The sequence below is a fragment of the Novosphingobium sp. SG919 genome (assembly GCF_012932495.1).
GTDB classification, from domain to species: domain Bacteria; phylum Pseudomonadota; class Alphaproteobacteria; order Sphingomonadales; family Sphingomonadaceae; genus Novosphingobium; species Novosphingobium rhizosphaerae.
Genome location: NZ_JABCNG010000011.1, coordinates 1 through 24,217 on the forward strand (window position 1 = coordinate 1; position 24,217 = coordinate 24,217).

A 24,217-nucleotide genomic window follows, 5' to 3' on the forward strand; every position below is an offset into this window, starting at 1 on the left:
GATGCAAATTCCCGACCGCAGTTCGCCACTCGGCAGAAGCCGATGGCACGGGGCCATCGCCTTCGGCTCCGATTGAAAAAGGGAAAAACACCATGCGAAACTTTGCTGCTATGTCTGCCCAAGACCTCGCTGCCTATCGGGGGCAGGTCGCGGCGTTGAACGACCAAATGCGCGCGAGGCTCGACAGCCCGGCACCGAACATCGTTCTCATGACCGCTGGCATCCTCGCTATGGTCGATGCCGATCCGGCAACCTCCATCGCCAAGCAGATCGAGCTGGCTGCGATTGTTGCGGGCTATGACGCATTCAGCGAGGACAACAACCCCCACGGCGAGCGCGATTTCGGGGACTTCGAGTGGCAGGGCGTCACCTGCTATTGGAAGATCGACTATTACGACCGCAATGCCGATTGCGCCTCGCCCGATCCAGCTGATCCCGCCGTCACCTGCCGCCTCCTGACCATCCTTCGCGCCGACGAATACTGAGCGCGCAGGCGGGGCGGCCAATCGCCGCTCCGCCAATATCCTGGAGCGGAAAGATGACACAGCCACAGAGCGCGGGCCTGAAGCTCGGCGATATCGTGTGGGTGCACCCACAACCCGGCCGAGGCTGCGCATACCGCGCAAGGATCGAGCAGATCGGCGAGGGTCTGTCGGAGAGAAAAGTCCGAATACGGCCCATCGAGGTTGCGCTGTCCCGCCCGGCATGGGCGTCAACCGCCCGCGCGCGGTGGGTCAAGATCGGCATGATCTCGCTCGATGAGCAAACGCCGTGAGCCCGGCGGCTTATCACTGCGTCACCCGGCTTTGACCCCACAAGCGCCGACAGCGACGGCATGCGACGAGCGCCGTGCCCCCCTACCCCACATCACGGAATCTATCCCATGGGCTATGACCTGGCGCAGCGTGCGCAGATCGACGAAATAACCGCTGGCCGTTCTCAGGCCATCGACTGCTGGATGGAGGCCTATGATAGCTTCCATTCGCTAACCCAGAAGGCCGCGAAACTCTGCGTTGGCGGCGCAATCTCCCTGCCAGCCCCCACAAACGACCGCTATGCCGACGCCGCCTTGTCCTGTGCCTTTCTCTCCGGGGCTGATCATGTCTTCCGGGAACGCGAAACAGGCCAGACAGGCGCCGTGCCCGGCCGCGATTACTTCCACCGCCATATTACCGCCGCCGTCGACCGCCGATGCTGGCGACACCTGCTGGAAACGCTCGGCTTTGACCAGTTGCTGGACCGGCAGGCGCGCGAGGAGTTCTATTCCGGGCTGCAAGATATACCGCCCGTCTTCACGTCCGAGAACTGCACTGCGACTTTCGGTCATATCTGGGAGAACCGCCGCACGCTCTATCTGCGCGGGATCGCCAACACGTTCATGGCGCTAGATCGCCGGTTTCGCAGCCATGATGGGTTCAAGATCGGGTCGCGCCTCATCATCGAGCGGGCGCTAAACGACGGGCTGACATGGTGGAGTGCTTATAATCGTCGCGATACGCTGCGCGATGTCGAGCGCGTGTTTCGCGAGCTGGACGGCCTTGGCCCCTGCCCCGAGCATCAGAGCATCATAAGCCAGGTGACGGGCCTTCGCGGACAGGCACCTTGCGTCATCAAGGGCGACTATTTCCGGGTGCGCGTGTTCGGCAATGGCAATTTGCATCTATGGTTCGAGCGCAAGGACCTGCTGCAGGAGGTCAATAAGTTGCTTGCCGAGTATTATGGCGAGGTCATCGGCGACGGCTACAACAGCACCAAGGCGGCCGACGCTCCGGAATACCACCTCACCCCCGCCAAAGATTTCGGGGCCTTCAATTCGTCGGCCGAGGTCGCGGGCGAGGTCATGCGCTATGCGGAGATCCGCGCCGGAGAGCGCGTCCTTGAACCCAGCGCCGGCACGGGTGTTCTTGCAAAAGCCGCGCGCGACGCCGGCGCCCTCGTCTCGTGCATCGAGCTTCAGCCCGGCCTCGCCCACGAGCTGCGCGTGCTGCACCGTTTCGAGGACGTGCGACAGGCCGATTTTCTCGCCATGCCGCCGCCTGCCAAGCTATTTGACCGGATCGTGATGAATCCGCCCTTCGACCGTGGCCGCGACTGTGATCACGTTCGCCACGCCTATCAGTTTCTGAAACCCGGTGGCGTCCTGGTCGCGGTCATGAGCGCCCGCGCCGAGTTTGGCGAGGATCGCCGGCACAAGGCGCTGCACGATTTGGTCGACCGCAGCAAACCGGCCTATGGCTGGCGCAAGTGGCATGACCTCCCGCCCGGATCGTTCGCGCATGCTGGAACGCAAGTGAATACGGTTATACTGGCGATCAAAAAGCCGATGCAGTAAGCTGCCCTTTCCCGCCCGATCGCAGCCGAAGGCGAAATTGGCCGTGGTCGGGTCCATGGTGGTGCTGGCGGAGCATTAAGCTCCGCCAGCATTCTCAATATCTGAACTTCTCCGGGGCCGTTTGTAGTGCTCAGAAGTCCGACTGTGGCGGCAGAAGCTCCATTGCCTTGTACGGATTCATCCCCGATCGAAGGCGTTCCAACAGCTTCTTCGAGAACTCTATCGTAACCTCGGGATCCGGACGCAGTCCGACATCAACCCGCTGACCATCGCGCGAGTGGACGAACCGGCCTTCAATTTCCTCAGCCACGATATCGCTGTCGGGAATAAACGTGAAAACATCGGGCGCACCTTGCGGTGCGGGCGTGACACAGAACATCTCAGCGCTTCGCCGGACGACCGAATGCAGTACCAATTGGCCTTCGATCAAAGCCCACCCGACGACTCGCTTGCAGAGCTTTTCGGGGTCTTCGCGTTCCATGAAATAGGCGTTGGCATGGCACTCGCCTATTTTCATTCTCATCATCTCCAGGACCGGCGCGGGGTACCGCGAAACCTCGACCCGTGGCAGGCCTTTGATCTCCGCCACTGCGCGCGCCTCCCACTCCGATGGCTCGAACATCCATCTTTCAGCCACGCTTATCATTCTCGCGCGGACTTCCTCGAGATTGCGCTTTGCTTGCCCCATACGATTCTCCTCTGCGCTTGCCGAACAGCTTCCCATCCGCCTGCCCCGTCTTCAACCGCAAACCCCGGCAAGCCCCTTGCGTGAATTATGTTCTTCATGTGTTCTCATTGTGTGGCACGCTATCGCACAATCAAAGACATTGACCGCGCCGGGCTCGACCTCCGTCTCTGGTGCTATGCTTGCCAGCACACCGCCGTGCTCGATGGCATCATCTGGTCCACCTTCGAGGACCGCGGCTTCCCTCTGGAGATCGATCAGGCCCGCGCGCATTTCCGCTGCAGACGCTGCCGGTCCAAAGATGTGCTGCTGATCCCTGCCCGCGCCACCGGATTTCGGCCAAAGGGGCCGGAGAACATCGCTGCGGCCTGGTTCTTTGCGCGCCGCTCGGCCGCCAAGAAGCGGCGATAAGCGCGATATGATTTCCACCACCGCCCTAGCCTTCGCGCGGCACGAAGTGGCGCCTCTGTCTATCCCCATTTCTTGGGATGCCGTTGGCCTGGGCCCGGACTCATCTTGCCTGCAGGCGCCAGACGAAATTCTGGCGCTTAGGGGCTGCTGGCGTCCTGAGAAGCGCCAGCAGCCCCGCCCGCGCTGGACGCGCTAGCCTCGAGGAGTAGCCGATCAGCAGCGCCAGTATGCCAAACCCGCAGTCAAGGTACTTGAGGCCAGTCGCATGATCGGGCCGAGGCACTCATTTTCGATCAGCTATCAGGGTACGATGTTGGGTTCACCGTCTCGGAGACCCGTGCTTCCCATGACTGTTTCCACGATCGTTTGCCGCCATGGATTGTTCCATACTCTTACTGCCGACAACACGCTGGGTCTTAGCATGCGAGACTATGGTGAGTGGTCGGAAAGCGAGGTCCATCTGTTCGAGCTGCTCTTGCAGCCGGGTGACGTCGTCGTCGAAGCCGGGGCCAATATTGGTTCCCATACGGTACCACTGTCGCGTCTCGTCGGCCCCTCAGGCAGCGTTCACGCATTTGAACCGCTGGGTATCAACCACCGCCTTTTATGCGCCAACCTCGTTGCCAATGATTGCCGTAATGTTCGAACCTATCAGGTCGCGCTCGGTCGAGAGGCTGGGTTTGCGAAATTCCCGGATGTCGACGGCGATCAAAATGTGAACTTTGGATCGCTCGGCTTTTACACGGCAGCCGGCCTCCCGACGCAGCTCTGTCCGCTCTTACCTATCGATGCACTCGCGCTCACGCGCCTGAATTTTCTCAAGATCGATGTCGAGGGCCATGAACGTGAGATCGTCAGCGGCGCACTCGAGACGATCCGCAGATGCCGCCCTGTCGTGTACCTCGAAACTCTCAATCACTACGCAGCTACGCTCGACCCCGACGGGCATACGAAGTGGGCCATCGAAGCACTCAGGTCAGAAGGCTATGGCTTTTGGCACTTCATCACACCCCTCTACCGACCCGATAACTGGCGCGGCAACGCCCACAATGCCTTTCCCGGCAAATGGTCGTTCGATCTCGTTTGCATACCTAGGGAAATGGGGCGGCTAGAAGGTCTCCCCAATGCCGAAGTTGACCGAATGCACTGCGACGACCCGGACCAATGGCGGCACGTTCGCTTCATCCCGAAGGAGCCGTCAGCTCCCCCGAGCTAGCAGCCACGTTTGATCTAAGTGTCGAGCCCTTTTTCTTGGCGAATGAGCTTCAGGTCGTGAGCCACTGTCGGCTGTTTCACGCCAACCAGGTCGGCAATATCGTTCTGCGTGTGGCCCTTCTGGTACAGATCGAATTCCAACAGCCTGCGATCCTTCACGCTCAGCTCTGAAGGGTCGAATTGCGTCATCTGACGGAAGGCACCCCCCGCCCGGATGTGGACCGAAAACACTTCGCCCGTTGGTTTCTTAACGTGAGCGACAGCGACGCCTGCTCCGCCCTTGATGATGTAGCTATCTTCCTCCGGGTTGATGTTCAGGGGGATTGCCAGAGGCGCTTGCGCCACGAGGCTGGTGCTTTTGCGTTTCGACATGGTGATCTCTTTAGTTGAGTTGATAGGATTCTATCAACTCGATATCGCCAATAGCGGGGAGTGACAACCCCCCTTCTGACATCATGAGCGAAGGGGCTGCCAAGCCCTCAACCATCAAGTTTCGAGCGGTCAGCTAGCCATCCCTCGATCGCAGCCCATCTCTTCGCCCCAATATTGTAGGCACGAAGGTGCCAGACGTTGAGGCCATCTTCCTGAATTGCGCGATGGAGCCTTCCCATCGTGGCAAACCCTGCGCTCGCTAGGCCATTCCTGGTGCACTTATCGAGTTCGAACGCGTGGGCTGGCGGTATGTCTCGCCAATTGATGTAACCTAAGCGTGCCTCGATCATCCGTGCGTTGTGCTTCGTCCGGTTGATAAGCATCAACACTCGCCGCCGCCGCGCATTTTCGCGCGCCGCAGATCCTGCCGCGCTGGCGCTGCCCTCTTGAAGGCGGACAGGCCATATCCAATCATGCCGGCTCGTCGCCATCGGCAATCTCCGTTACAGATCTCGCACTAGGGGGTGGCGGTACTGGCAGCCGATCGCCGCTAACTTTCTGAAAGGCCAGCGAAGGCGGATCGGAGCAGACGGCGAACGGCCTCTGGCCTTGTCACGTATGGCGGCCCATTCGCCTCGACCCATCTGTCGATCTGCGCAAACTCGTCGGCCGTCAACCGCACCATAAGAGGTTCGGTGGGCTCAGCCCTGCGGTTTCGAACCGTGCGTTTAGATCCTGTGCTCAAGGCGCCCTGCTAGCATGTAATCATGTAACCATTATCGCACGATTCCGCGCCCAACAGCGCCCTCCGCCGTGCGGTCCGCGCGCCGAGGGGCGCTATGGGCCCTTACGATATCTTGTAATCGTTCTGGGGCTAACAGCGGAAGGAGATTACTAGCCATGGAAGCAAATAAGCCGAGCTTGCGCCTCCGGATGCTTTACGGCGTGCGGGAGCTATTCGACGTGCCCTACATATACTTTACCAGCATCGTCATAATCTGGTGCGTGTATGCGATCCCCGGCACCATCGCCTCGAACATCACGAGCAGTGAATTGTCTCAGTCCTGCGCTGCCATGCAAAGATCGGCCGACCCGAGCGAAAGGAGCAAGGAAGCGGCTGTTGTCCTGGCCAGGACCCGTGCCACCCAGATTGGAGCTTTCAACGAGGCCACACGCAAGTGCATTGATGCGGCCGCACGCCAGAGTGTTGGACAGTAAGGCTCGAATGCCTGTTCAACCCTTTCTCGATGTGGCGCCGTTCTCTGCCAACGGCTTGACTTCCTACGATTTGGACAACCTTAACCGCTATCTCCGTTTGCTTGACGGAGATAGCGGTTCCTTCGCCTCCTGGCAGGAGGCAGTCGAACATCTGTTCGGGATCGATCCTGCCGAAGAACCCGAGCGCGCCCGTCGGGTCTACGATAGCCACCTCGCTCGGGCGGAGTGGCTTGTGCAAGTTGGATATCGCGCCCTCGCCGCGATGAGCATGGGCTCTGATACTCGGACGTAGAACGTCATTGCCTATTTTCACAGGCAGGCCTGGACCTGTATGTCAGCCGTCAACAAAACGATCGTTTTGTTGACCGTCAACCAAATCGCCGGAAACCCGCAGATTTTGGTGGCCAAATTCGGCCGAATTTGGCGCTGTCAACTTAATTAGAAAAAATCGCCAATAAGTTGACGTTTTGTGGCTGCACCTGATACAACCTTCGTGGTTCGTCCCTACGAGTTCAGGAGTAAGCGCCTGTCATGATCGACCTCGTCTTTGCGAGTAGGCCTGTATGAAAATCGGCTATGCCCGGGTTTCGACCGGTGAACAGAATCTCGCTTTGCAACGGGATGCACTGCGTGCCGCAGGCTGCGAAAAGATTTACGAGGACCATGGGGTTTCAGGATCGGCCGTTATCAAGCCGCAGTATGACGAGGCGCTGCGCGCCGCGCGCGCAGGTGATGAGGTTATTGTGTGGCGCCTGGATCGCCTCTCGCGCTCACTCCTCGCCCTCATCGCTGAATTGCAGCAGCTTTCCCAACTCGGCCTCGGCTTCCGCTCGCTAACTGAGCAGATTGAGACCGTCACACCCGCGGGCCAGCTCTTCTTCCACATTGTGGGTGCTTTCGCACAGTTCGAGCGTGATGTGATCCGCGAGAGAACCCGTGCGGGGCTAGAATCCGCCCGCAGGGTGGGCAAGAGGCTGGGGCGCCCGCCCGCTGTCAGCGACGAACAATGGCAAGCGGTCAGAAAGTTGATGCGCGCCGATCCGCCGCTATCTCCAGCGCAAGCCGCCAAACTGCTCGGCATCTCCCGCCAGGCCGTGCACAAGCGCCTCAAGGCGGAGGCCGCTGGCTAACCCCGATCTTCCGATCCTGGGGCACCCTGCACCCGCCCTCCCCCGCGGCTGTTGTGATGGCCGGTTCCCCCTTCCCTGCTCTCGCGCGTCAACGCCGGTGCACGGTAGCGAAGGCAATTGCAGATCTGTCGCTGGTCAAGCCCGCCCGGGTTTGCGTCTTTCCTCCCTGACGCAGGCAGGCTCCGTCGTCCGCCTAGTGCGGGTCGGGTCTACACCCTCAAGCAGAATATCGGCCCTCGTGAGGGCCTACGGTTTCCACCTGCGGTGGACCCTCCGTTATTCAGCTTGCCCGCGGCGAACGCTCCGCCTCCTGAAATTGCGTCAGGAACGACACCAACCCAGGAGATTATCATGGCACAGAACATTGCAGAATTCCGCATCATCGGCCGCATCGGCAAGATCGACGCCAAGGACAAGGTTACTTTCATCGATGTCGCCTCTAACTACAATCGCCAGGAAGATGGCGTGTGGAAGACCGACACCCATTGGAACCGCGTTACCTGCTTCGCTCGCGTTGCCGAGCGAGCGAGCAAGGCCGGCAAGGGAGACCTGGTTCACATCACTGGCCGCGTCCGGCAGAACAGTTTCGAGAAAGAAGGCGTTACCATCTACACCGTCGAACTCATTGCCGACAGCTTCGCCGTTCTAGCCAAGCCGAACGAGGCTAACGAGGAAGCGGGCGAGTGACCGAGCGGGGGCGGGCGGCCTGCTGGCCGCCCGCCCCTTGTTCACCGATCGGCCGGCGCAGGCGCGACGGAAGGGTTCAAGGATATCAATATCCTAGCATATGCTATCATAATAAAGCGAATACAGGCTAGCAGCGTGCTAGCAAGACGCTAACTAGTAGCTAATTGATAGCGTGTGCTATGCACGCATATCGATAGGCATATGATATCATACAGAAAACTAGCAGCTTGCGTTTGATAGCTATCTGCTTTACAAAGCTGCCTTCTGAAATCGCACGAAGGCATCAAGATGGTAACGATCGCGCTGTCCTCATCGAAAGGTGGCTGCGGCAAATCCACCACTGTCCTCGCTCTCGCCAGCGCGTTCAGCGCCGATGGCTATACCGTTCGCATAATCGATGCCGACCGTTCGCAGCGCCTTTTGCGGTGGGGTCAGCTCGGAACCCCGCCTTCGAACGTCACTGTCGTAGCTGCCGATGAACGAACGCTACGGGCTGCTGTCGAAGAGGGGAGGGGGCTTGCCGATGTTGTCCTGATCGACGTGGAGGGTTCGGCCAATATGGCAGTCACCTTTGCTGTTGGGTTGTCCGATGCGGTAATCGTTCCGGCCAACCCATCAGCTCCAGACGTCGAGGACGCCATCTCTACTGTGGCCATGATCCGCGACACGGCCGCTATGGCCAGGCGCTCAATTCCACATGCCTTGCTCTGGACCCGCGTTCCGTCAGCCATTCGCTCGCGCGAGTTCGCGGCGCTTGAGGATCAGGTGAGGGAGGGGGGCATCCCCACCATCGGACGGGTCTACGAGCGCACCGCCTACAAGAGCTTGTTCAGCTTCACGACCACGCTGGATCGCCTGCCTCCTGCGGAGGTTCCCGGTCTGGCCAAGGCTCGGGCCGAGGCGGCAGATCTTGCCGCTCGCGTGGCGCAACTGATCGCTGCCGCGCAGGCCACTGAGGAGCAAATCGCATGAGTGACCAGCCCACCCGCCGCAGCCTTCTCGCCTCTGTGCAAACCAAGACGCCAACGCCGCTTTCAGGGCCTGCCCCAAGTCCGGTCGACGACCACGCGCTTCGCGAGGCGGCAGAGCGCCACGGTTTCACCGCCGCAGGCTCGACACCGCCAACGCTTCGCCGGAAGCGGTCCGGGGCAGGCCGTAGCTACCAGCTCAACGTCCGCCTACGCCCTGACACTGCCAGCCTCATCTACGACGAGTCCAACCGTCGCGACATTCCAATTGCTCAGGTTATCGAGGAAGCGATGGAAGCGCTCTGCCAGCAGCGTGGTTCGTGATGACACCACAAGCTGATCCTGATCGAGCCATCAGCGCTACCCTGTTCGGAGTGGAGCAACCGGTCAAGGGCGAGTTGCTCCGCTCCGAACGAGGCTGATATGGAAGTCCATTGGTATCACTTTGTCCTGGCCCTGATCGCCATCATCGCCATTCTGCGGCTGATCGGCCTCATCATTATCGCTGGCCTGGCCTATGCCTTCTATCACGCATGGAGCACCCACGCCCACGCAGAAATCTATGTGGTCTACGCTCTCGTTGCGCTCACATTATTCGGCCTCGTCAGCAATCTCGGTAGAGGATCAAGCAAGGACGACGACTTCACGAACGCTCAGTACCAGCGACGCCAGCGCGAGGGCCGGTTCGACTGAACTGACTGGCATGCTGCAGAACTCTTCACCATGTTTCACCAAGCCCGATTCATACACCATGCCCCAAGCGAAGGTCGGCGTAGGAGAGCGAGGGCGCTAACGCGGCGCCTATTCCACGAACTTTTCCAGCACCGCCTCAGCACCACGATCACTGACTAGCCGCGCCAACTGGCGAGCCTGTGATCGTGTCATGCCGGGAATCTTGACCTTGCCGAGTGCTTCCAAGAAGGCTTCACGGCCGGCGTCAGCTTGGGCTTCTCGCGCTGCCTTCTCTTCCTCAGCAAGCTGAAGAAGACGTTCCTCAAGCCTCGACCTTTCGGCTTGGATAGCGTCAAGTTTGTTGGTGCCGCGCGCCGTTTTCACCATACCCATTCCTCCGCGTCCATATGCGATCCATAACAGCATGTGCGATCTGTAGCGCCCGGCTGCTGTGGCTCCAAGTCGAACATATAGGTGGGCGACTTGAAGGAGAAGGGGATGAAGGCTATGGAGAATAGATGAGGTAAGGCAGGATATCCGACCTGATAGCATTGTATGACACAATGCTCGTTCGGGCCGCTGCACGGGGCAAAGAGGTAGAGACCAAATGAAGCCAGTCAGCCTTCGCCTCAAGGCAGAGCACCTCGCAGCAGTCGACGAGGTCGCACGCGCAGCGGGCCTCAATCGGAGCGAATGGATTACCAGGGCCATCCTCGATAGCCTCACTTCCCGGCGAGAAGAGTTGCGCGACCTACCTGCTCCAACGGGACGCACCAGCGCCTTGTTTCTTCGCCTCGATCACGCTGAAATAGCCGCCATCGACGCTGCAGCGGCTGCTGTCGGCGCCACGCGCATGCAGTGGCTTAGACGGACAATTCGCTGGCAGTTGTGGAGCAGGGCAGGGGAGCTACGCCTTGCGCCTTTCACTGCCCGCGCGATCACAAAGCTCACGTTCCAGGTGCGGGCTATCGGCCGACTGCTGAACGATTCAGTGCGTGCGATGCAGACGGCCAACTTACGTGAGAGCACCTCAGAGCTTGTCAGCGCATCGCGACATGTCGTCGACATGGAGGAGCGGCTGACGCCGGTTATCATGACTGCGGCTCGCGAAACGCAGAGGCTCATCAGCGGTGAAGTTGCCTACTGGACCCGGCGCAGCGAGGAACCGGAATGAGATCGTTCCAGTTTCCAACCGACATCCTGACGGCCGTGGAGCAGCTGCAGGGTAGGGGAGGGGCAGGCGCCCGCGGTCGCGTTGATCGTGCTGGTATTTCAAAGCTCGGTCAGGCTCTCGGTTCACCCTTACGTGCACCGGTTGGGTTCGCCGCCGGTGTGACGCGGGAGGTGCTGTCACGATCTACAACGACACCCCAAGAACGCTCCTCGCGGGCGCTTGCGACGCTGAATCGTACTGCCCGCCGCGTTCCCGAAGTGATGGTAAAGGTTACCGGTCGGCAGAACGGATCTGGGAGTGTCGTCGGAAACTTTACCTACATCTCGCGCCTCGGTCATGACGAGAAGGAACAGGTTGAGCTCCTCACGAGCGAGCGACAGTTACTCACGAACGGCGCCGAGATGCTCGACCTTGCACGCGATTGGCAGAGTTGGGAATTGGCGGACAGTTCCCGCCGGCAGGGCGCCACCTCGATCTCAATGATCTTCTCAATGCCCGTCGGTACGGACGCTCACAAGCTTCGCGATGCCGTTGAGCAGTTTGCTGTCGAGGAAATGGCTAACCGCCGATGGGTGCTCGCGCTGCACCAGGACAAGGATCATCCGCACGTCCATCTCACCGTTGCCCGCCGTGACCTCGATGGCCGCCGCTTCCACCCTGATCGTCAGGAGCTTCAGCACTACCGTGAGCGTTTCGCCGAGCTGCTCCGCGATCGTGGTATCGAGGCCAACGCGACACCGCGCAGAGCGCGTGGCATCGTGCCTAAGGCCGATCCACTTCCGGTCATCAAGATGCGGGAGAACGGCAAGGTGCCACATGCCGATCGCGCGCGTGAAATTGAGGCGAGAGCAGGGGTGGCGTCCGACCAGCCCCGCGATCACGAACAACGGGCGGAGAAGCGCCAGCAGTTCGTCAAGGAGACCTATGCTAAGGCAATAGCGCATCTTCAAGGCGGCAACCCGGAACAACGCGCGATAGCGGCGGCGCTGCGCCAGTTCGCCGACCAGCTTCCCGAACCCAAAACCCGCTTTGCGGCGACAGTGGAGCGGCTCCGCGAGGGCAGGGCCTTGCCTGATAACGCCCGTCCTGATCCCGCGCTTGAGCGCCTGAAGGCACGTGTCGCCGCCCGCGATACTCAACACCCCCAAACTCGGGACGAGGCTCTCGCGAGCCTTAGCGGCCGCCTGGCGGGTCATCTGGGCACCGTCACGCCTGGTCGAACGCTCGATACCGATGAGGACACCAGAGCGCGCCTGGATCGCCTCAAGGAACGCCTCGAACAAACTCAACCACGTTCGCTTCGGTCCGCGACGAAAGGGCCTTCAGAGCACACCCGTCAGATTGAGAAGGTGGCTGAACGCGTGCGCGATGTCGCCAAGGACAAGAGCCGTGGCCGCGACAACACGAAGGATCGAGGAGGTCCTGCACGATGAACGATGACGTTACCGCCATTCTGATCAAGGCGATCGATCTGCTACACCAGCGTCTCGACGAGGTGGATCGAACGCAGCAAGAGATTCTCGCCAACCTGGCCCACCTCGCTACCGTCGGTGGCCTCACCTATGTTGCCTGTGACCAGGAGCGGCCGCTGCCAGCGGAAACGCTGAACGAGCCGCTCTTCGCGCGATTCCTTGCCGCCTATCCAATCGATGGACCGGCCATCATCGGTGCCCGGGCTATGGCGGCCGAACTTCAGCGCCTTTCGGGCGTTGATCCTGCGCACCTTGCGCCGGCGTTCGAGCGGCTGCAGCAGGACAGCAGCCTTACCCCGGTCCAACGCATACGCAACAGCCAGCTAGAACGCGCTATGAGAGAGAAACATGGCGATCTTGCGCAGCTCGCGGCCAAGACCCGTGATGCCGGCGCTTCTCCATCCCGCACGCCTGAACGTTAGCGCTCGCGATCGCCTCGATCCGCCGCTCCGTCGCGGGCTTGCCGATCCTCGATCTCACGGCGTCGCTCTTCTCTGAGATCCTTGATCTTCGGCGCTGTGATTGGCTGACCAGCTTCGATCGCCTTGGCTACCACCTCGACCGTTGCCCTACGCATCCGCTGGGCTTCGGGGGAAGCTGCGCCGTACTTGGAGTCGACCACAGCGTTCATTGCTGCAACATTCTTCGCCGCAGCATTCATGGCCGGGTTGGCCACGCGCTCGGCCTGGCTCGCCTTGCGGAACTCGGCGGCCATCTTAAGCCTGCGATCCGATTCAACACGGTCCCTGGTTCCGTCCGTCACCTCGGTCGGCTTTGCTCCCGAAGCATCCCGATCATTGGCCATCGCTCACCTCGCCGCCTAGCATTTCAATTAGCCCCAACACAGGATCGTCCGACGGCTCATCCGCCCCGTCGTCGTCCTGCCACTCTGTCAGGCCAGCAAAACCAGCCTGTACGAAGAAATCGTCGGCTTTGAGCGGGTCTCCGTCCTCAGGCAGAGACGCTCCATCCAGTGCCAGCACCTCTACGGAAACCCCTTCGACGGCTTGCTTATCGCTCATTTCCACGGCCTTGGCCGCGGCAATCGCCTCCCGCGTCCGCCGCGCCGCACCTGTATTGAGCGGCCTTGCGTCCACCGGCGGAGGAGTGAGGCTTGACGCTCGTGTCATCCACTCATCACGATAATATCGGATCTTCTGGCCTTGCACGGGCGGAATGCCTGCGCGCAGAACAATCACGTCATCTTGCGACATCAGCAGCAGCTCTTGAGGGAGCATCAGCGCGCGGCGCTGATCCGACGTCGATATGGAGCCCTCAAAGCTGTCCCAGAGCCGACGAGACCGGCTTTTCGCTGCGAACGTGTAGTTGCCCAGGCGTTCGGAAATCTCCTTTGCGATCGTTACGTCCTTTGGTGTGAAGACAAGCTCAGCACCGCAGTTCGCCACGATCTCGTCCGTTACGTCGCGACCATATACGTCGCGCAGCTGTGAGCGTGACTGGATCACTGGCATCAACCGGATGCCGTAGCCAGCAACGTAGGAAAATCCGCTCGCAATCACGCTCGCACGGCCGAGCCGCGCAAATTCGTCGAGCAGCAGGAGAAGTTTGAGCGGATGTCTCCCCTTTTTCGGATCAGGCAGCTCGCGCACGTTGAGGTCGATCAGTTGCTGGAACAGCAGGTTATAGATATCCGCGCATCGCTCCATATTGTCCGGGGAAACGCCGAGGTAGAGAGAGATCGGCCTTGATCGAAACTCTCTCAGGTCAAAATCGCTTTCCGATGTAGCTGCATCTACATACGGGTTCAGCCAAAGGTTGATCTTGGCGGTGACGCTCTGCCGGATGCCCGTGAACGTATTAGACGAGCTCGAAATCCAGTCATTCAGGGCCGAGCAGCAGGCTTCCGACAACGGTATACCTTGCTCTTCGCGGGCGGCCATGATGGCCGGAAACACCTCTTGAGCATCGCCGGCACTCACCGTCCGATAGATCTCTCCCATTGTGAACGGCAGCTCGGGCGTCGCCGCAACATAGGCCGCGACGCCAATAAATGCCGTGCGTGCGCTATCCATCCAGAAGCTTTCGCCATTCTCTGGCGGCGGCCAGATCATCGCGGCGATCTTCTGCAGCTCGTCGATCACCTCGACAGCGTCATCCCGCCGAATGTGTCCGAAGGGGTTATAGCGGGCCGTCCGGCCTTCCGTATCGAGCGGATCGAACAGCAACACCTGGTGCCCATTCTGTTTCCGCCATGCGGCCGATTTCTCCCAGTTCTCCTGCTTTACATCCAGCACCACAACCGAATCCGGCCAGGTCAGAAGGTTCGGGATCACGACGCCGACGCCCTTGCCCGAGCGGGTTGGCGCTTCGAGCAGCACATGCTCTGTCCCGCCGAATTGTATGAAGCCTTTGCCTCGGCGGCCGAGCAAGATGCCTTCCTGGTCCAACAGACCGCCCCGGCGCACTTCGTGGTTGTTCGCCCAGCGAGCTGATCCGTGAAGTTTGGGTGCGCGCTTCACAAAGAAGAGTGCACCCGCGACGCCGACGCCAACCGCGGCGATACAGACACCCTTGAGCAACCACATCATCACGAAATGATTGTGCCGATAGAACCAGAAATAGGCCGGGAGTTTTAGCGGATCGATGTCACTGCGGAATTGACCCATTCCCACCACAGCGATCATCGCCCCGAGAAACAACGCTACAAGCGTCGCAAATACGCCAAGTGCGATCTTCTCGCGGGTGTCCACGTATCAGCCTCCGACAGCCCGCAGGTGCCCGGCGCCGACCGCCTCGGCTCCCGGTTCAAAATAGATCTCCGTCACCCTGAAGCGGCCTTCGATCTTCTTGCACTGCACCACGACGTCGACCAGCATGTGCAGAAGCGAGCGGATGTCGCTGCGGTCAAGATCTCGCCCGCCCTCCGATTCCTTCACCAGCAGCGTCATCTGCTCGAACGCCAGGTCAGCCGAATCCGCGTGGACCGTCGTGATTGACCCGGGGTGCCCAGAATTCACGTTGCGCAGGTAGAAAAACGCCGTGCCGTCGCGCAGCTCCTGCAGGAGGATGCGATCCGGACGCATGCGCAGGCTCGCTTCCAAGAGCTGCTTCGCGCCGACATTGCCGAGGCCCTGTCCATCTTTCGAATAGACCATGTGGACGTGATTTCGTTGAGGCACGACCAGTTCGCGCGTGTCCTCAATGGTCAACAGACGCTCCTCGGCCGGGATGAGGCTTATCAATGCCTTCGAGAGGGTTGTCTTGCCCGACCCGGTTGCTCCGGAAATCAGGATATTCTTGCGCGCTTTCACCGCCAGCTCGAGGAACTCCGCCCAGCGGCCATGCGCCTTCAGCGCGAGCAGGTCCGCATCCGCATCATTGCTCCGGCCTCGCGCATTCCTGGTCCCCTCGAATAGCCCACCCGTCTCCAGCGCCTCGAGACTGAAGGTTCTTACGGACGGCTTACGGATCGTGATCGAGTAGCTGCCGAGTTCACAGGCCGGTGGGGCGACAATCTGTACCCGCTCACCACTTGGAAGCGACGTAGAGCAAATCGGCGTCTTCGCACTCAGACTCTGCTTCGTGTAATTCGCCGCTGCGTTGCCCAATGCCTCCAGCCAATTCAGCGACAGCTCTGGCACATCGAACCAACGCCATCCGCCTCGCCCCTCGATTCCCACCTCCATTGGGCGATTCACGACCAGCTCCGTGACGTCATCGGGTTCCATCAGAACGCGAAGAGGCTTGAGGTGGAGGTCCAGGACGGAGGTATCAACCATCGCGGAATTCAACGTTTCAACCGAAGCGAGTAGATGTTCGAGAAGTCCAGATCTTTGGCGACAAAGATGGTCATTTCCGCACCTTGCGGTGCCCGCAGCCGAGGCTTGATCTTCACATCGTTGTCGACGGCCGCAGCAGCGGCCTGGTTTGGCGCTCGCGCCGTCATCGTGGCGCTAGACATCCGCTCGGACAAAGCCGCCGTGGCATCGCCAACGATTGACAAGAGCAGGGCGCCGCCAAACCGGCGCCAAAAGAAGGTTGAGACATCGCCGCCCATTCCTGCCCGGCCAAGTTCATCAGCCGCCGGCGAACCCAGGACGATCGACACGCCTTTTGGGGTGATTGCCCGGTTCCACACTACGAAAATGCGATTCTCGCCTTGCTGCATTCCGCCGTGGAATTCTCCGAGAACGCGCGTGCCCTTTTCCATCAGCACGACATGCCCGTTGTCCGACAGGACATCGCGCGGCACGATGCAACTGACAAACCCGGGCTGCGTCGAATCCATGGCCGTCTGCAAGACGCAAGGAACCAACGAACCGGCCGTCACCAGAAAATTGCGATTGGGCAACAGCCCTGCGCTGACGAGCGGGATGTCGGAGACAACCGACTTCTGTTCAATCGGCGTACCGCGTTGGATCGCACCATCGGCGCTCTGCGGCGAATAGCTGGCGGGGGTTACGCCGCGGTTGCCGGCGCCTCCAGCCCCCGCAAATCCCCCCCCTGAATTGGACAAGGCCATCAACGGAGCCTTACGCATTGCGTCCTGGCGCGCGCGCTCCCTCTCAATCAATGCCTTACGTTCAGCCCTCGCCTGCTCCACCCGCGACTGCGTCGAGGCTTGGCCGGTCCCTGCGGGCGCGGCGCCGCCGATCGCCGGCACGACTTGGCCGTTGGGCGCTTGCGACAGATCTTGTCCTCCTTCGGGGACGATCGGATTGCCCAACGGATCAAACTGCTGGAGCCGCTGCTGGCCCTGGTTCTTTCTGTAATCAGCTTCCTGCACTGTCACCGCAGCAGCAGCAGCCTGACTGGCTGCCTTCTCCGCCGCTGTATCACCGGCCGCCTCGATCTGCCCAGGCGGCGACTTATGGCCGCCAGTCTGGGTCAGCGCAAAGGCCACCGCGCCAACAAAGCCAAGGCCCATCAGCGCCGGCCACCGGACGCGCTTCGCGCCCGTTGCTGCCCGAGGATTGAAGGCACCGCGATCCTGCTCAACCGGCGCAGCGCGCCCGACCGCTCTCACATCCGCATCGGACACTTCCGTGCTATCCAGCACTTTCTCTTCGCTCACGGCTGTTTTCCTTCAATGGTGCGTTCGACATCCCTCGACACAGTTCCGCTGGACAGATCCGCGCCGTACCGATCAAATGCGTTGTTCCAGATGCAGGTCAGCACGCGCCCCTTACGCAAGCGGAACTCCTTCGCGAGCTGGTGGATGACGACGAACTCGCCCCGCACATCGTAAGGAACGACAGCTTCCGATCCGTCTGCGTTGACCACGAAAATCGCCGGCACTGCTTGTCCGCGAGGGAAGCGCATCACGGTAAATTCACCGTTATCGGTCACCTCGGAGGGTTGAAGATCGGAACTTCCGGCTACCGAATAGTCGAGATTGCGCGCGCCCTGCGTGACCGCGGCATCCAGCGCGAATTTGACAACTCCCGCCTCGACGCCCAGGGAGCGCGCCGCCAGGGCCTGTTGCTCAGCCAGCACCCGCGCGGCCGCTTCCTCCGCAGGGTAGCGAAACCGCATAACAAACACGGCGTCACTGCCCTGATCCATTCCACCCGGCCGAACTGACAGCATGAAACTGTATGATCGCGAAACCCCGCCCCGCTTCGTAATCACCAAAAGATTGGTTGGTCCGGCCGCCTCGCGGGGCTTGATGAACAGCACATTGTCCGCTGGCGCCACTTCCCAGCTTACCGTGTCCCCTAGCGCCACGCTGCTGATCGCTTCTCCAGCACCAAACACGACCTGGACAGCACTGCGAAACACCCCCCGGACACGATATACCTGGTCTGGATCGTAGTTGACCACGCGCACGCGCGTGTCGGTGGCGCCAGGGCGGGGCGTCTCTTCCGCCCGCGCCATTCCGGGCACAGCCAGCGCTGCCAGGCCCAATGCGAGAACCACCGCCCTCATCGCGCGATCTCCGGATCTGCGCGATAACTGACCACTTGGAAGCCAAGCGGATTATACAGCCGATCCGCCTCATTGGCTGGCTTGTCGAGGTATTTGAAGTTGATCGTTGCGATGAAGTCCTGCGATTGATCAGGCGCATTCCCCGGCCGCCGCGTCACTCTGCTGAAGCGCACTTGCGCCACACGTGAATTGATGAACGAAATGTTGCGGATCGTGGTCGAGATGACTTCGCCCCCCGCATAGACGTTAATCGGAGCCTGCGGGTTTTCCGGTCGCCGCTCCGCCGCGAACTTCTCCTGTTCTTGGGGCACCGAGAGCGACACCACCTTCCTGAACAGGTCATCCGCACCCGGGCGTAGCCAGCTCTCACGGCTGCGAACATATTCTGCGATGAAATACTTGTTCACCGCCTCGTCCGAGGTGATCTCCTTCGAGTTGCTCACCTTCGTCATGACATCGACGCCGCCGCTCGAACGATCCACCCGGATCACGTAGGGCTCTACCGAACGCAGCGGAGAGGCGACGTGCCACGCCAGGGCCAGCGCTGCCACCGCCACGCCCGCCACGGCCATGCCATAAGCCCGCCGCTTGCTGGCGTGCGCAGCTTTCGCTCGATCAAAGTCCCAGCTCCGGGCCTCCTCGAAGTACTTCCTAAGATCTCCGCCCGGTCTCACGCCCTCGGCCATCGGTTCCTCCTCAGCAACTTGCAAAATGGGGTTGCCTTTGCGCACTCCCCCGCAGCCCGGGCGCTTCACGTCTCCACCCAATCTTCTTTGCAGGCGCGGAATCCGCGCCTGCCGGTTCCGTTGGCGCTACCGATGAGTCATGCTGATTTCCGCCTGAACCCGGGCCGAGAACGACCGGCTGTACCAGCACGGACCCGTTCGGATTGGCAGGCCGTACCTTGATGTGGAGGCAGGATGTTGCTGGCTTCGGGCGCGCGCAAACCTCTGCGACCGGCCAGCATGCAACTGCCACCAGTGCCCCAAAGAGGAGACTCCTCCCCCGTCGGGGCGCGTCGCCCCGCATCGAATTTTTCATAACTGCCTCCTCAACTTTTGGAACTTGACGACGCACCGCGCATCCTGCGGATGCCGCTCCGGACTGCTCGGCCAGCGCCCCCAGCAGCGGCGCGAACCGGCCGTGCCGCTTGTTTGCCGGCCCATTTCATCGGCCGAGCGGCCGTGCGATTGACGGCTCGCCCAACATCGCGCGCGAGCATCTGCGGATAGACCGCTGCAAGCAGCCCGGCACCTGAAGACCCGCCGCCGCCAGCAAAGCTGCCGATCGACTGCGCCTGCATGATCAAAAATCCACCAACGAGCAGAGCGACCAGTTGCATCATCATCGCTGCGATCGCAGCGAACGTCGTTCCGCTCGACCCGACCCCAACAGTTGCCGACGCCGATCCCACGACCGCGACCACCAGAACCAGTGCAATTGCAACCGCTGCTGTCTGGATCGCGTAGTTCAACACCGCACCGAGCCAGCTGAAAAACAGACCGGAAGATGATGGAAAGATCAGTGCGCCGACAAAGATCGGCATTGTCGCGATCGTCACGAAAAGGCCAAACTTGACGAAGAGAACCATCGTCATCGCCATCGCCGCAATGACATAGGCAACAGCCATGACGATCAGCAACATGACCCAGGTTGCCAGATTCGGCATCGTAAGGTCCGTGACGCCGAGCGGAACGATCCACGGTTCCATCGAGTCATTGATCGCCTTCGCTGGCGTGATCGCATGGTCCACGAAGGCGTCGAACTGGCCCGATAGGGCTCCGCCGCCCAACGCCGAAGCGAGCTGATCTGGCAAGCTGGTCGCTGCCGCCGCAATCATCGGCGCAATGCTCGATGTCGCGGCCGCAATGACGAGATACGCCTTCAGCCAAGTCGAGAGGTATGAGCCAAACGGCTCGTTCGAAACGCCGCGCATGATGGCGTAGCCCACCAGCACCAAGTTGATCGCCATTGCAGTTTGCAATGGTCCTGAAACCAGCCCCATCACCGCCGCGTACTTGCCGGACAGTGTCCCGGTAATCTGGCCTTCGAGGCTGCTGTAGATCGCGTCGAGCGCCATGCTCAGACCCTCACTTGCCGTTCCAGGTGGGCTTCCAGGAACCGCTCTTGGTCTCTTCGGCCGCCGCCTTGCGATTTCGCTCGAACGCTTCTCTGTTCAACTGATCGAGCGCGACTTTTGCATTTCCGCAATTCTCCCCGGCGTTTCCGTTCACAACGCACCGAGCGACGGTCTCCCGCGTCTCTGATTCATGGGCGCGATAGTACGCGACGGTCTTCGTCTCCTCGCAACCGCCCAACATCGCCAGAAACCCCAGCAGGGCCGCGCCATCGCGCACCAAGCGCGCTGCCACGCCGCCGCTCACTGCCCGTTCCACGTCGGCTTCCACGAACCGCTCTTCGTCTCAGCGGCCGCGTTTCGCTGATAGTCAGCGTAGACCTCAGCTGAGCGCAAGCTAGCCGCTGCCCGGTCCGCTTCCTGACGTGCCATCAACTGAAGCAATTGATTGCTGATCTGCGCGCTTTCCACCGTAGCCCGCGCCTGCAGGTCTGCGGATTCCTTGAGAGACGATGATGTCCCGATCGCGTCCTTGAGCTGCCCCAGACCCTGCGCGGTCTGCACGGTAGCCTCTACGGTCCCCTCCGCCAGCGCCTGACTGCGCGCAGAAACCTGTGCTGCGCTTTCCAGGCGACCTTGCGCATCACCCAGGATCGAATTCACGCCCGACAAGGTCAAGTTCTTGCCGCTCAGAATACCCTGGGCCCGTTGTCCAACTGCCCCCAGCTCGGTCAAATCCTGCGACAGCAACGCCGCAGAATCCGCTATGCCATCAGGCAATGCGTTGCGAAGCACCGAACTGTTCAGCACCTGCGCGATACTGCCCACATTTGTCACATCGTTCAGGCTATGGAACATCTGCTCGGCCTGCTGGATCTGTTGCAGCGTATTGCGCGCTGTATTGATCGCCTGCGCCAGGTTTGAGCCGTCGATCACTGCCAACTGGGCTTGTGCTGGCGTGGCGACCCCCACAATGCCCGCCAGCGCGACACACCAAGCGATCTTTTTCATCTTCACCTCCTTCATCAGCCACGCCCTCCCGTCCGCCAGCGCTTGCGAAACAGCGGCAGCCAAATTGCCGGATCATCGCCAACTTCACTGCGGATCTCTTCGAGCAGGGCGACCGTCCCAGATCGCCCCGAAAGCACTGCGAGCTCGTCATCGAGCCCCGCCAGGTCGAGCTCCACAACCACCGACCCTTGATCCTGCTTCACGAGGAAACGGCGGCTCTCTTGCGACAAGTCCACCTTGATCAGGCGGAACTCGGCCTCGGTCAGGTTGAGCCCATCGATGTAGTGCTCGCGGTGAGCATTCGGGTTGGGCAGAATGATCTTGGTCGCGCATTGCTCCACGATCGTGTCCGAAATCTCGGACTTCAGAGCATCAGCTGCGCTCTGCGTTCCGAACATGATCATGGCGTTACGCTTACGCCAGGTCTTCAGCGCATCGCGCACAAAGTCCCGGAACGACGCATCCCCGAGGGCCTTCCAGAACTCGTCAATATCGACGATTACAGGCTGCTTGACCTCCGCGTCTTCGGACGCCAGCACGCCTTCGATCCGGAAGAACAGGTATTTCATCAGCGCCGGACGAATGGCCTCGTTGTCGAGGAAATCCGTCATATCAAAGCCCATGAACTGGGCGTCGAGGGCAAGGGTATCGGCCGGATTGTCGAAAACCCATCCCAGCTCGCCATCTTCCGTCCATCGTTCGAGGCGCGGCCCAATCCCTTCCAGAGACGTCTGGTCAAGCTGCGTGCGGATCGCGGTCAGCGATCGCTGCGCCAACGGCAATCGGCCCACTGCATCGAGCGCCCGCGAGAGCTGGTACTGCTCCTGCGCCGACAATTCCTCACCTGCTGGCGACACCAATAGTCGCAACCACGACAGGAGAAACTCACGGTTGCGCGGAGTATGCTCGAGAGCCTTCAGCGGCGAGAAGCCGGATTTCTCTCCATTCTTGAGCGCAAGGTATGTCCCGCCGCAGGCACGCACAAAAATCTCGGCGCCGCGATCCTTGTCGATGAAGATAATGCGTGCGCCGGTCTTCTCCGCCTGCGCCAGCAGAAAATTCTGAATGACCGTCTTGCCGCCGCCGGTTGGCCCCAAGATCAACGAATGGCCAACATCGCGCACATGGAAGTTGAAATAGTATGGCGAGTTCGCAGGGGTTTTCAGCAAAGCAATGGCATCGCCCCAGTGGTTGCCGCTTCGCTTCCCCATCGGATAGGTATGGAAAGGCGAGAGTGCCGCGAAATTTCGCGAAGTCAGCGCCGCAGGGCGTGTCCGCATTGTGAAATTGCCCGGCAGTTGCGACCAGTATGCCGCTTCAAGCGCCAGATCTTCGCGCGCCGCAACAATCCCACTCTCTGACAGTGCGGCGCGCGCGACGCTCATATTGTCCCCGAGCGATTTCACCGTTTCCCCGAACACCGTAAGGGCGAGGTGATGTTCACCGAGGACGAAGCGGTTCGACTGCAAGTCATCCATGGCCTCGTCGAGCTGATCCATTTGGCTAAATGCCGCATCATCACTCGCACTCATTTGGCCGCGTTTTCGCCGTGCAGTCTCCATCCCGGCATGCTTGCCGAGAAATGCGAACCCTTGGCCCAGCACGAATTCGAAATTTGCCTCCAGCAGCGCATTCAACTGTCCTGGATACGTGCGTGCCGCATGTTCCCGGACAGCCAGTATTCCGGCAAAACGAGAGCCGCCGGGCTCGCGGATCTCGACGACCTCGCGTCCGAAAATCAGCCTGTCTCTGTAAAGTACCTGTCCCAAATGTCCGCGCACCAACGGCAACTTATGCGAACGCCCGGTCATCACCCTGGCCAGAAACTCCAGTGTCTCACTGAACATGAGTCCATTATGCTCGTAAGTTCCGAGCAACACCGGATCGACCTTGCCCAACAGCTTGGCCGCATCCCGCAGGACTTCGGTGAACTTCTCCAGCATCTCTTCCTCGGCCTCCTCCGCCGAGTTCTTGCTGAATGCCTTGAAGATCGAACTTGCCGCTTTGTCCGCCACACCAACCGCTGGGCGGTAGATCACGGTCAGGTAGTGCTCATTGACGAACATCTGCTTGGCGAGGATCCGCTTGCGGTACGCCGCATCGAGATCCGCAGCGAATTCCGAGCGGAAGGTGCCACCCGGATAACCAAATTCTCCCCGCCGCAGCAGATGTGAATAGAAGGCTACCCGTTCGTGGGCGACCACCCGCCACGCACCGTTCAGCTTTTCATGCCAGTCGTTGATCGTGGCGATGTCGGCGGTCTCGAAGGGAATCCCGTCCAGCCTCATAACGGCCATCAACTCGCCATTTTCAAGCTGTAGCACATGCTCATTGACGTGCCGCGCATACGGCAGAAACCGCACTGGGTCCGGATCGCTCTTGATCACCTTGTAGGCTTCAGCCACGGAAAAATCCCTTTCGTACTATCCCCTTGCGCAGCAACGGTGAGTAGCTTGATCCTCCCCAGAGCGCGCGATTGGGCGCCCTCAGTTTGGTCTGCCCAAACAGGAGGAGGATCTTGAACATGTTATAGTCAGTGCGCACGATCAGCCTCGCTGCACCGAGCAGCGCGCCGCCGATCGCCAACGCCCATACCGGATTGCCCAGCACCATCAGGACGCCTACGGACGCCATACCAATCAGCAATGTCGCCTCGACCGGCACACCAAGCCACATTGTGGGGCGCGTCAGCGCGAGGAACAGGGCATCCTCAACCAGGAATTCATCCTCGTCCATCAACTTACCAATCCCGCCAGATAGGATGCGGCCAGAACGATTATGAGGCCGACAACAACCGCCACCACGTTCGTGCGGTTGCCCATGCCCAGCAGCAGCAGATAGCCCGTGAAGGCCAACAGAGCGGTGCCAACCACGGCACCTCCCGCCGTCATCCTGTTCGCGAGA

The 24,217-nt window shown here is 60.6% G+C and carries 30 protein-coding genes; 15 read left to right on the forward strand and 15 right to left on the reverse strand.

All coding sequences use genetic code 11. The annotated features are described in order from the left end of the window. From FHT19_RS23535 to FHT19_RS23545, 3 genes are all read left to right on the forward strand, one after another. Positions 1–485: DUF3768 domain-containing protein (locus FHT19_RS23535; RefSeq protein WP_248290631.1), on the forward strand; the 485-nt coding region annotated here is incomplete at its 5' end. Positions 486–538: 53 nt separating this feature from the next. Beyond that, positions 539–775, forward strand: a complete 237-nt coding sequence (locus FHT19_RS23540) for a hypothetical protein (protein ID WP_169477021.1) — start codon at positions 539–541, stop codon at positions 773–775. Positions 776–883: 108 nt separating this feature from the next. Beyond that, positions 884–2,332, forward strand: coding sequence for a DUF4942 domain-containing protein (locus FHT19_RS23545; RefSeq protein ID WP_169477022.1), 1,449 nt, complete (start codon positions 884–886; stop codon positions 2,330–2,332). A 130-nt stretch (positions 2,333–2,462) separates the two neighbouring features. On the opposite strand, the gene FHT19_RS23550 is transcribed toward FHT19_RS23545, so the two are convergent. Next, positions 2,463–3,020, reverse strand: a complete 558-nt coding sequence (locus tag FHT19_RS23550) for a hypothetical protein (protein ID WP_169477023.1) — start codon at positions 3,018–3,020, stop codon at positions 2,463–2,465. Between the two features lie 111 nt (positions 3,021–3,131). Here FHT19_RS23550 and FHT19_RS23555 point away from each other — a divergent pair, with 111 nt between their 5' ends. Then, positions 3,132–3,428: a hypothetical protein gene (locus FHT19_RS23555; protein WP_169477024.1), complete on the forward strand. Its 297-nt coding sequence runs from the start codon at positions 3,132–3,134 to the stop codon at positions 3,426–3,428. A 346-nt stretch (positions 3,429–3,774) separates the two neighbouring features. Next, entirely contained in the window at positions 3,775–4,644 is an 870-nt protein-coding gene (locus FHT19_RS23560) for an FkbM family methyltransferase (protein ID WP_169477025.1), read from the forward strand. Between the two features lie 14 nt (positions 4,645–4,658). On the opposite strand, the gene FHT19_RS23565 is transcribed toward FHT19_RS23560, so the two are convergent. Next, positions 4,659–5,015 (reverse strand): helix-turn-helix domain-containing protein, encoded by a 357-nt coding sequence (locus tag FHT19_RS23565; RefSeq protein WP_169477026.1) that lies wholly within the window; start codon positions 5,013–5,015, stop codon positions 4,659–4,661. A 900-nt stretch (positions 5,016–5,915) separates the two neighbouring features. On the opposite strand from FHT19_RS23565, the gene FHT19_RS23570 reads away from it, so the two are divergent. From FHT19_RS23570 to FHT19_RS23600, 7 genes are all read left to right on the forward strand, one after another. Further along, positions 5,916–6,233 carry a hypothetical protein gene (locus FHT19_RS23570; protein ID WP_169477027.1) on the forward strand — a complete coding sequence of 106 codons (318 nt, stop codon included), beginning with the start codon at positions 5,916–5,918 and terminating at the stop codon, positions 6,231–6,233. 7 nt (positions 6,234–6,240) lie between these two features. Next, a complete protein-coding gene (locus FHT19_RS24525; RefSeq protein WP_169477028.1) occupies positions 6,241–6,525 on the forward strand; it encodes a DUF2285 domain-containing protein in 285 nt (94 codons plus the stop codon). Positions 6,526–6,796: 271 nt separating this feature from the next. Next, a complete protein-coding gene (locus FHT19_RS23580; protein WP_169477029.1) occupies positions 6,797–7,363 on the forward strand; it encodes a recombinase family protein in 567 nt (188 codons plus the stop codon). 351 nt (positions 7,364–7,714) lie between these two features. Beyond that, on the forward strand, positions 7,715–8,050 hold the full coding sequence (locus tag FHT19_RS23585) for a single-stranded DNA-binding protein (protein ID WP_169477030.1): 336 nt from the start codon (positions 7,715–7,717) through the stop codon (positions 8,048–8,050). A gap of 288 nt (positions 8,051–8,338) precedes the next feature. Next, entirely contained in the window at positions 8,339–9,022 is a 684-nt protein-coding gene (locus FHT19_RS23590) for a ParA family protein (RefSeq protein WP_169477031.1), read from the forward strand. Continuing rightward, on the forward strand, positions 9,019–9,342 hold the full coding sequence (locus FHT19_RS23595; RefSeq protein WP_169477032.1) for a hypothetical protein: 324 nt from the start codon (positions 9,019–9,021) through the stop codon (positions 9,340–9,342). The genes FHT19_RS23590 and FHT19_RS23595 overlap by 4 nt, the downstream gene beginning before the upstream one ends. Positions 9,343–9,441: 99 nt before the next feature. Continuing rightward, positions 9,442–9,711, forward strand: coding sequence for a hypothetical protein (locus FHT19_RS23600; RefSeq protein ID WP_169477033.1), 270 nt, complete (start codon positions 9,442–9,444; stop codon positions 9,709–9,711). 108 nt (positions 9,712–9,819) lie between these two features. On the opposite strand, the gene FHT19_RS23605 is transcribed toward FHT19_RS23600, so the two are convergent. Then, complete coding sequence (locus FHT19_RS23605) at positions 9,820–10,083, reverse strand: hypothetical protein (protein WP_169477034.1); 264 nt, start codon at positions 10,081–10,083, stop codon at positions 9,820–9,822. 214 nt (positions 10,084–10,297) lie between these two features. On the opposite strand from FHT19_RS23605, the gene FHT19_RS23610 reads away from it, so the two are divergent. The 3 genes from FHT19_RS23610 to FHT19_RS23620 are packed head-to-tail and all read left to right on the forward strand — an operon-like array spanning position 10,298 to position 12,758. Beyond that, positions 10,298–10,864: a ribbon-helix-helix protein, CopG family gene (locus tag FHT19_RS23610; RefSeq protein WP_169477035.1), complete on the forward strand. Its 567-nt coding sequence runs from the start codon at positions 10,298–10,300 to the stop codon at positions 10,862–10,864. Continuing rightward, positions 10,861–12,297 (forward strand): relaxase/mobilization nuclease domain-containing protein, encoded by a 1,437-nt coding sequence (locus FHT19_RS23615; protein ID WP_169477036.1) that lies wholly within the window; start codon positions 10,861–10,863, stop codon positions 12,295–12,297. Before FHT19_RS23610 ends, FHT19_RS23615 begins: the two co-directional genes overlap by 4 nt. Beyond that, a complete protein-coding gene (locus FHT19_RS23620) occupies positions 12,294–12,758 on the forward strand; it encodes a hypothetical protein (protein WP_169477037.1) in 465 nt (154 codons plus the stop codon). Before FHT19_RS23615 ends, FHT19_RS23620 begins: the two co-directional genes overlap by 4 nt. Here the strand turns inward: FHT19_RS23620 and FHT19_RS23625 are convergent. From FHT19_RS23625 to FHT19_RS23680, 12 genes are all read right to left on the reverse strand, one after another. After that, entirely contained in the window at positions 12,755–13,141 is a 387-nt protein-coding gene (locus tag FHT19_RS23625) for a hypothetical protein (RefSeq protein WP_169477038.1), read from the reverse strand. The two genes, FHT19_RS23620 and FHT19_RS23625, sit on opposite strands and share 4 nt — an antisense overlap. After that, complete coding sequence (locus tag FHT19_RS23630; protein WP_248290632.1) at positions 13,131–15,047, reverse strand: type IV secretory system conjugative DNA transfer family protein; 1,917 nt, start codon at positions 15,045–15,047, stop codon at positions 13,131–13,133. Before FHT19_RS23630 ends, FHT19_RS23625 begins: the two co-directional genes overlap by 11 nt. Positions 15,048–15,050: 3 nt before the next feature. Then, positions 15,051–16,076: a P-type DNA transfer ATPase VirB11 gene (gene virB11 / locus FHT19_RS23635; protein WP_169477039.1), complete on the reverse strand. Its 1,026-nt coding sequence runs from the start codon at positions 16,074–16,076 to the stop codon at positions 15,051–15,053. An 8-nt stretch (positions 16,077–16,084) separates the two neighbouring features. Then, on the reverse strand, positions 16,085–17,371 hold the full coding sequence (gene virB10, locus FHT19_RS24820) for a type IV secretion system protein VirB10 (RefSeq protein WP_169477040.1): 1,287 nt from the start codon (positions 17,369–17,371) through the stop codon (positions 16,085–16,087). Continuing rightward, a complete protein-coding gene (virB9, locus tag FHT19_RS23645; RefSeq protein ID WP_169477041.1) occupies positions 17,368–18,225 on the reverse strand; it encodes a P-type conjugative transfer protein VirB9 in 858 nt (285 codons plus the stop codon). The genes virB10 and virB9 overlap by 4 nt, the downstream gene beginning before the upstream one ends. Beyond that, complete coding sequence (locus tag FHT19_RS23650) at positions 18,222–18,911, reverse strand: type IV secretion system protein (protein ID WP_169477042.1); 690 nt, start codon at positions 18,909–18,911, stop codon at positions 18,222–18,224. The genes virB9 and FHT19_RS23650 overlap by 4 nt, the downstream gene beginning before the upstream one ends. A 365-nt stretch (positions 18,912–19,276) precedes the next feature. Beyond that, on the reverse strand, positions 19,277–20,305 hold the full coding sequence (locus tag FHT19_RS23655; RefSeq protein WP_169477043.1) for a type IV secretion system protein: 1,029 nt from the start codon (positions 20,303–20,305) through the stop codon (positions 19,277–19,279). A 10-nt stretch (positions 20,306–20,315) separates the two neighbouring features. Beyond that, complete coding sequence (locus tag FHT19_RS23660; protein WP_211185065.1) at positions 20,316–20,633, reverse strand: EexN family lipoprotein; 318 nt, start codon at positions 20,631–20,633, stop codon at positions 20,316–20,318. Further along, positions 20,606–21,328: a type IV secretion system protein gene (locus FHT19_RS23665; protein ID WP_169477044.1), complete on the reverse strand. Its 723-nt coding sequence runs from the start codon at positions 21,326–21,328 to the stop codon at positions 20,606–20,608. Before FHT19_RS23665 ends, FHT19_RS23660 begins: the two co-directional genes overlap by 28 nt. Then, complete coding sequence (locus tag FHT19_RS23670; RefSeq protein ID WP_169477045.1) at positions 21,328–23,718, reverse strand: VirB4 family type IV secretion/conjugal transfer ATPase; 2,391 nt, start codon at positions 23,716–23,718, stop codon at positions 21,328–21,330. Before FHT19_RS23670 ends, FHT19_RS23665 begins: the two co-directional genes overlap by 1 nt. Then, positions 23,711–24,049 carry a VirB3 family type IV secretion system protein gene (locus tag FHT19_RS23675; protein ID WP_169477046.1) on the reverse strand — a complete coding sequence of 113 codons (339 nt, stop codon included), beginning with the start codon at positions 24,047–24,049 and terminating at the stop codon, positions 23,711–23,713. The genes FHT19_RS23670 and FHT19_RS23675 overlap by 8 nt, the downstream gene beginning before the upstream one ends. Further along, positions 24,049–24,186, reverse strand: a complete 138-nt coding sequence (locus FHT19_RS23680; RefSeq protein WP_169477047.1) for a hypothetical protein — start codon at positions 24,184–24,186, stop codon at positions 24,049–24,051. The genes FHT19_RS23675 and FHT19_RS23680 overlap by 1 nt, the downstream gene beginning before the upstream one ends. Positions 24,187–24,217: the final 31 nt, after the last annotated feature.

Coding starts and splice junctions, on each gene's coding strand:
- FHT19_RS23540 (WP_169477021.1), top strand. CDS start 539: ATGACACAGCCACAGAGCGCGGGCCTGAAGCTCGGCGATATCGTGTGG.
- FHT19_RS23545 (WP_169477022.1), top strand. CDS start 884: ATGGGCTATGACCTGGCGCAGCGTGCGCAGATCGACGAAATAACCGCT.
- FHT19_RS23550 (WP_169477023.1), bottom strand. CDS start 3,020: ATGGGGCAAGCAAAGCGCAATCTCGAGGAAGTCCGCGCGAGAATGATA.
- FHT19_RS23560 (WP_169477025.1), top strand. CDS start 3,775: ATGACTGTTTCCACGATCGTTTGCCGCCATGGATTGTTCCATACTCTT.
- FHT19_RS23565 (WP_169477026.1), bottom strand. CDS start 5,015: ATGTCGAAACGCAAAAGCACCAGCCTCGTGGCGCAAGCGCCTCTGGCA.
- FHT19_RS23570 (WP_169477027.1), top strand. CDS start 5,916: ATGGAAGCAAATAAGCCGAGCTTGCGCCTCCGGATGCTTTACGGCGTG.
- FHT19_RS24525 (WP_169477028.1), top strand. CDS start 6,241: ATGCCTGTTCAACCCTTTCTCGATGTGGCGCCGTTCTCTGCCAACGGC.
- FHT19_RS23580 (WP_169477029.1), top strand. CDS start 6,797: ATGAAAATCGGCTATGCCCGGGTTTCGACCGGTGAACAGAATCTCGCT.
- FHT19_RS23585 (WP_169477030.1), top strand. CDS start 7,715: ATGGCACAGAACATTGCAGAATTCCGCATCATCGGCCGCATCGGCAAG.
- FHT19_RS23590 (WP_169477031.1), top strand. CDS start 8,339: ATGGTAACGATCGCGCTGTCCTCATCGAAAGGTGGCTGCGGCAAATCC.
- FHT19_RS23595 (WP_169477032.1), top strand. CDS start 9,019: ATGAGTGACCAGCCCACCCGCCGCAGCCTTCTCGCCTCTGTGCAAACC.
- FHT19_RS23600 (WP_169477033.1), top strand. CDS start 9,442: ATGGAAGTCCATTGGTATCACTTTGTCCTGGCCCTGATCGCCATCATC.
- FHT19_RS23605 (WP_169477034.1), bottom strand. CDS start 10,083: ATGGGTATGGTGAAAACGGCGCGCGGCACCAACAAACTTGACGCTATC.
- FHT19_RS23610 (WP_169477035.1), top strand. CDS start 10,298: ATGAAGCCAGTCAGCCTTCGCCTCAAGGCAGAGCACCTCGCAGCAGTC.
- FHT19_RS23615 (WP_169477036.1), top strand. CDS start 10,861: ATGAGATCGTTCCAGTTTCCAACCGACATCCTGACGGCCGTGGAGCAG.
- FHT19_RS23620 (WP_169477037.1), top strand. CDS start 12,294: ATGAACGATGACGTTACCGCCATTCTGATCAAGGCGATCGATCTGCTA.
- FHT19_RS23625 (WP_169477038.1), bottom strand. CDS start 13,141: ATGGCCAATGATCGGGATGCTTCGGGAGCAAAGCCGACCGAGGTGACG.
- virB11 (WP_169477039.1), bottom strand. CDS start 16,076: ATGGTTGATACCTCCGTCCTGGACCTCCACCTCAAGCCTCTTCGCGTT.
- virB9 (WP_169477041.1), bottom strand. CDS start 18,225: ATGAGGGCGGTGGTTCTCGCATTGGGCCTGGCAGCGCTGGCTGTGCCC.
- FHT19_RS23650 (WP_169477042.1), bottom strand. CDS start 18,911: ATGGCCGAGGGCGTGAGACCGGGCGGAGATCTTAGGAAGTACTTCGAG.
- FHT19_RS23655 (WP_169477043.1), bottom strand. CDS start 20,305: ATGGCGCTCGACGCGATCTACAGCAGCCTCGAAGGCCAGATTACCGGG.
- FHT19_RS23665 (WP_169477044.1), bottom strand. CDS start 21,328: ATGAAGGAGGTGAAGATGAAAAAGATCGCTTGGTGTGTCGCGCTGGCG.
- FHT19_RS23675 (WP_169477046.1), bottom strand. CDS start 24,049: ATGGACGAGGATGAATTCCTGGTTGAGGATGCCCTGTTCCTCGCGCTG.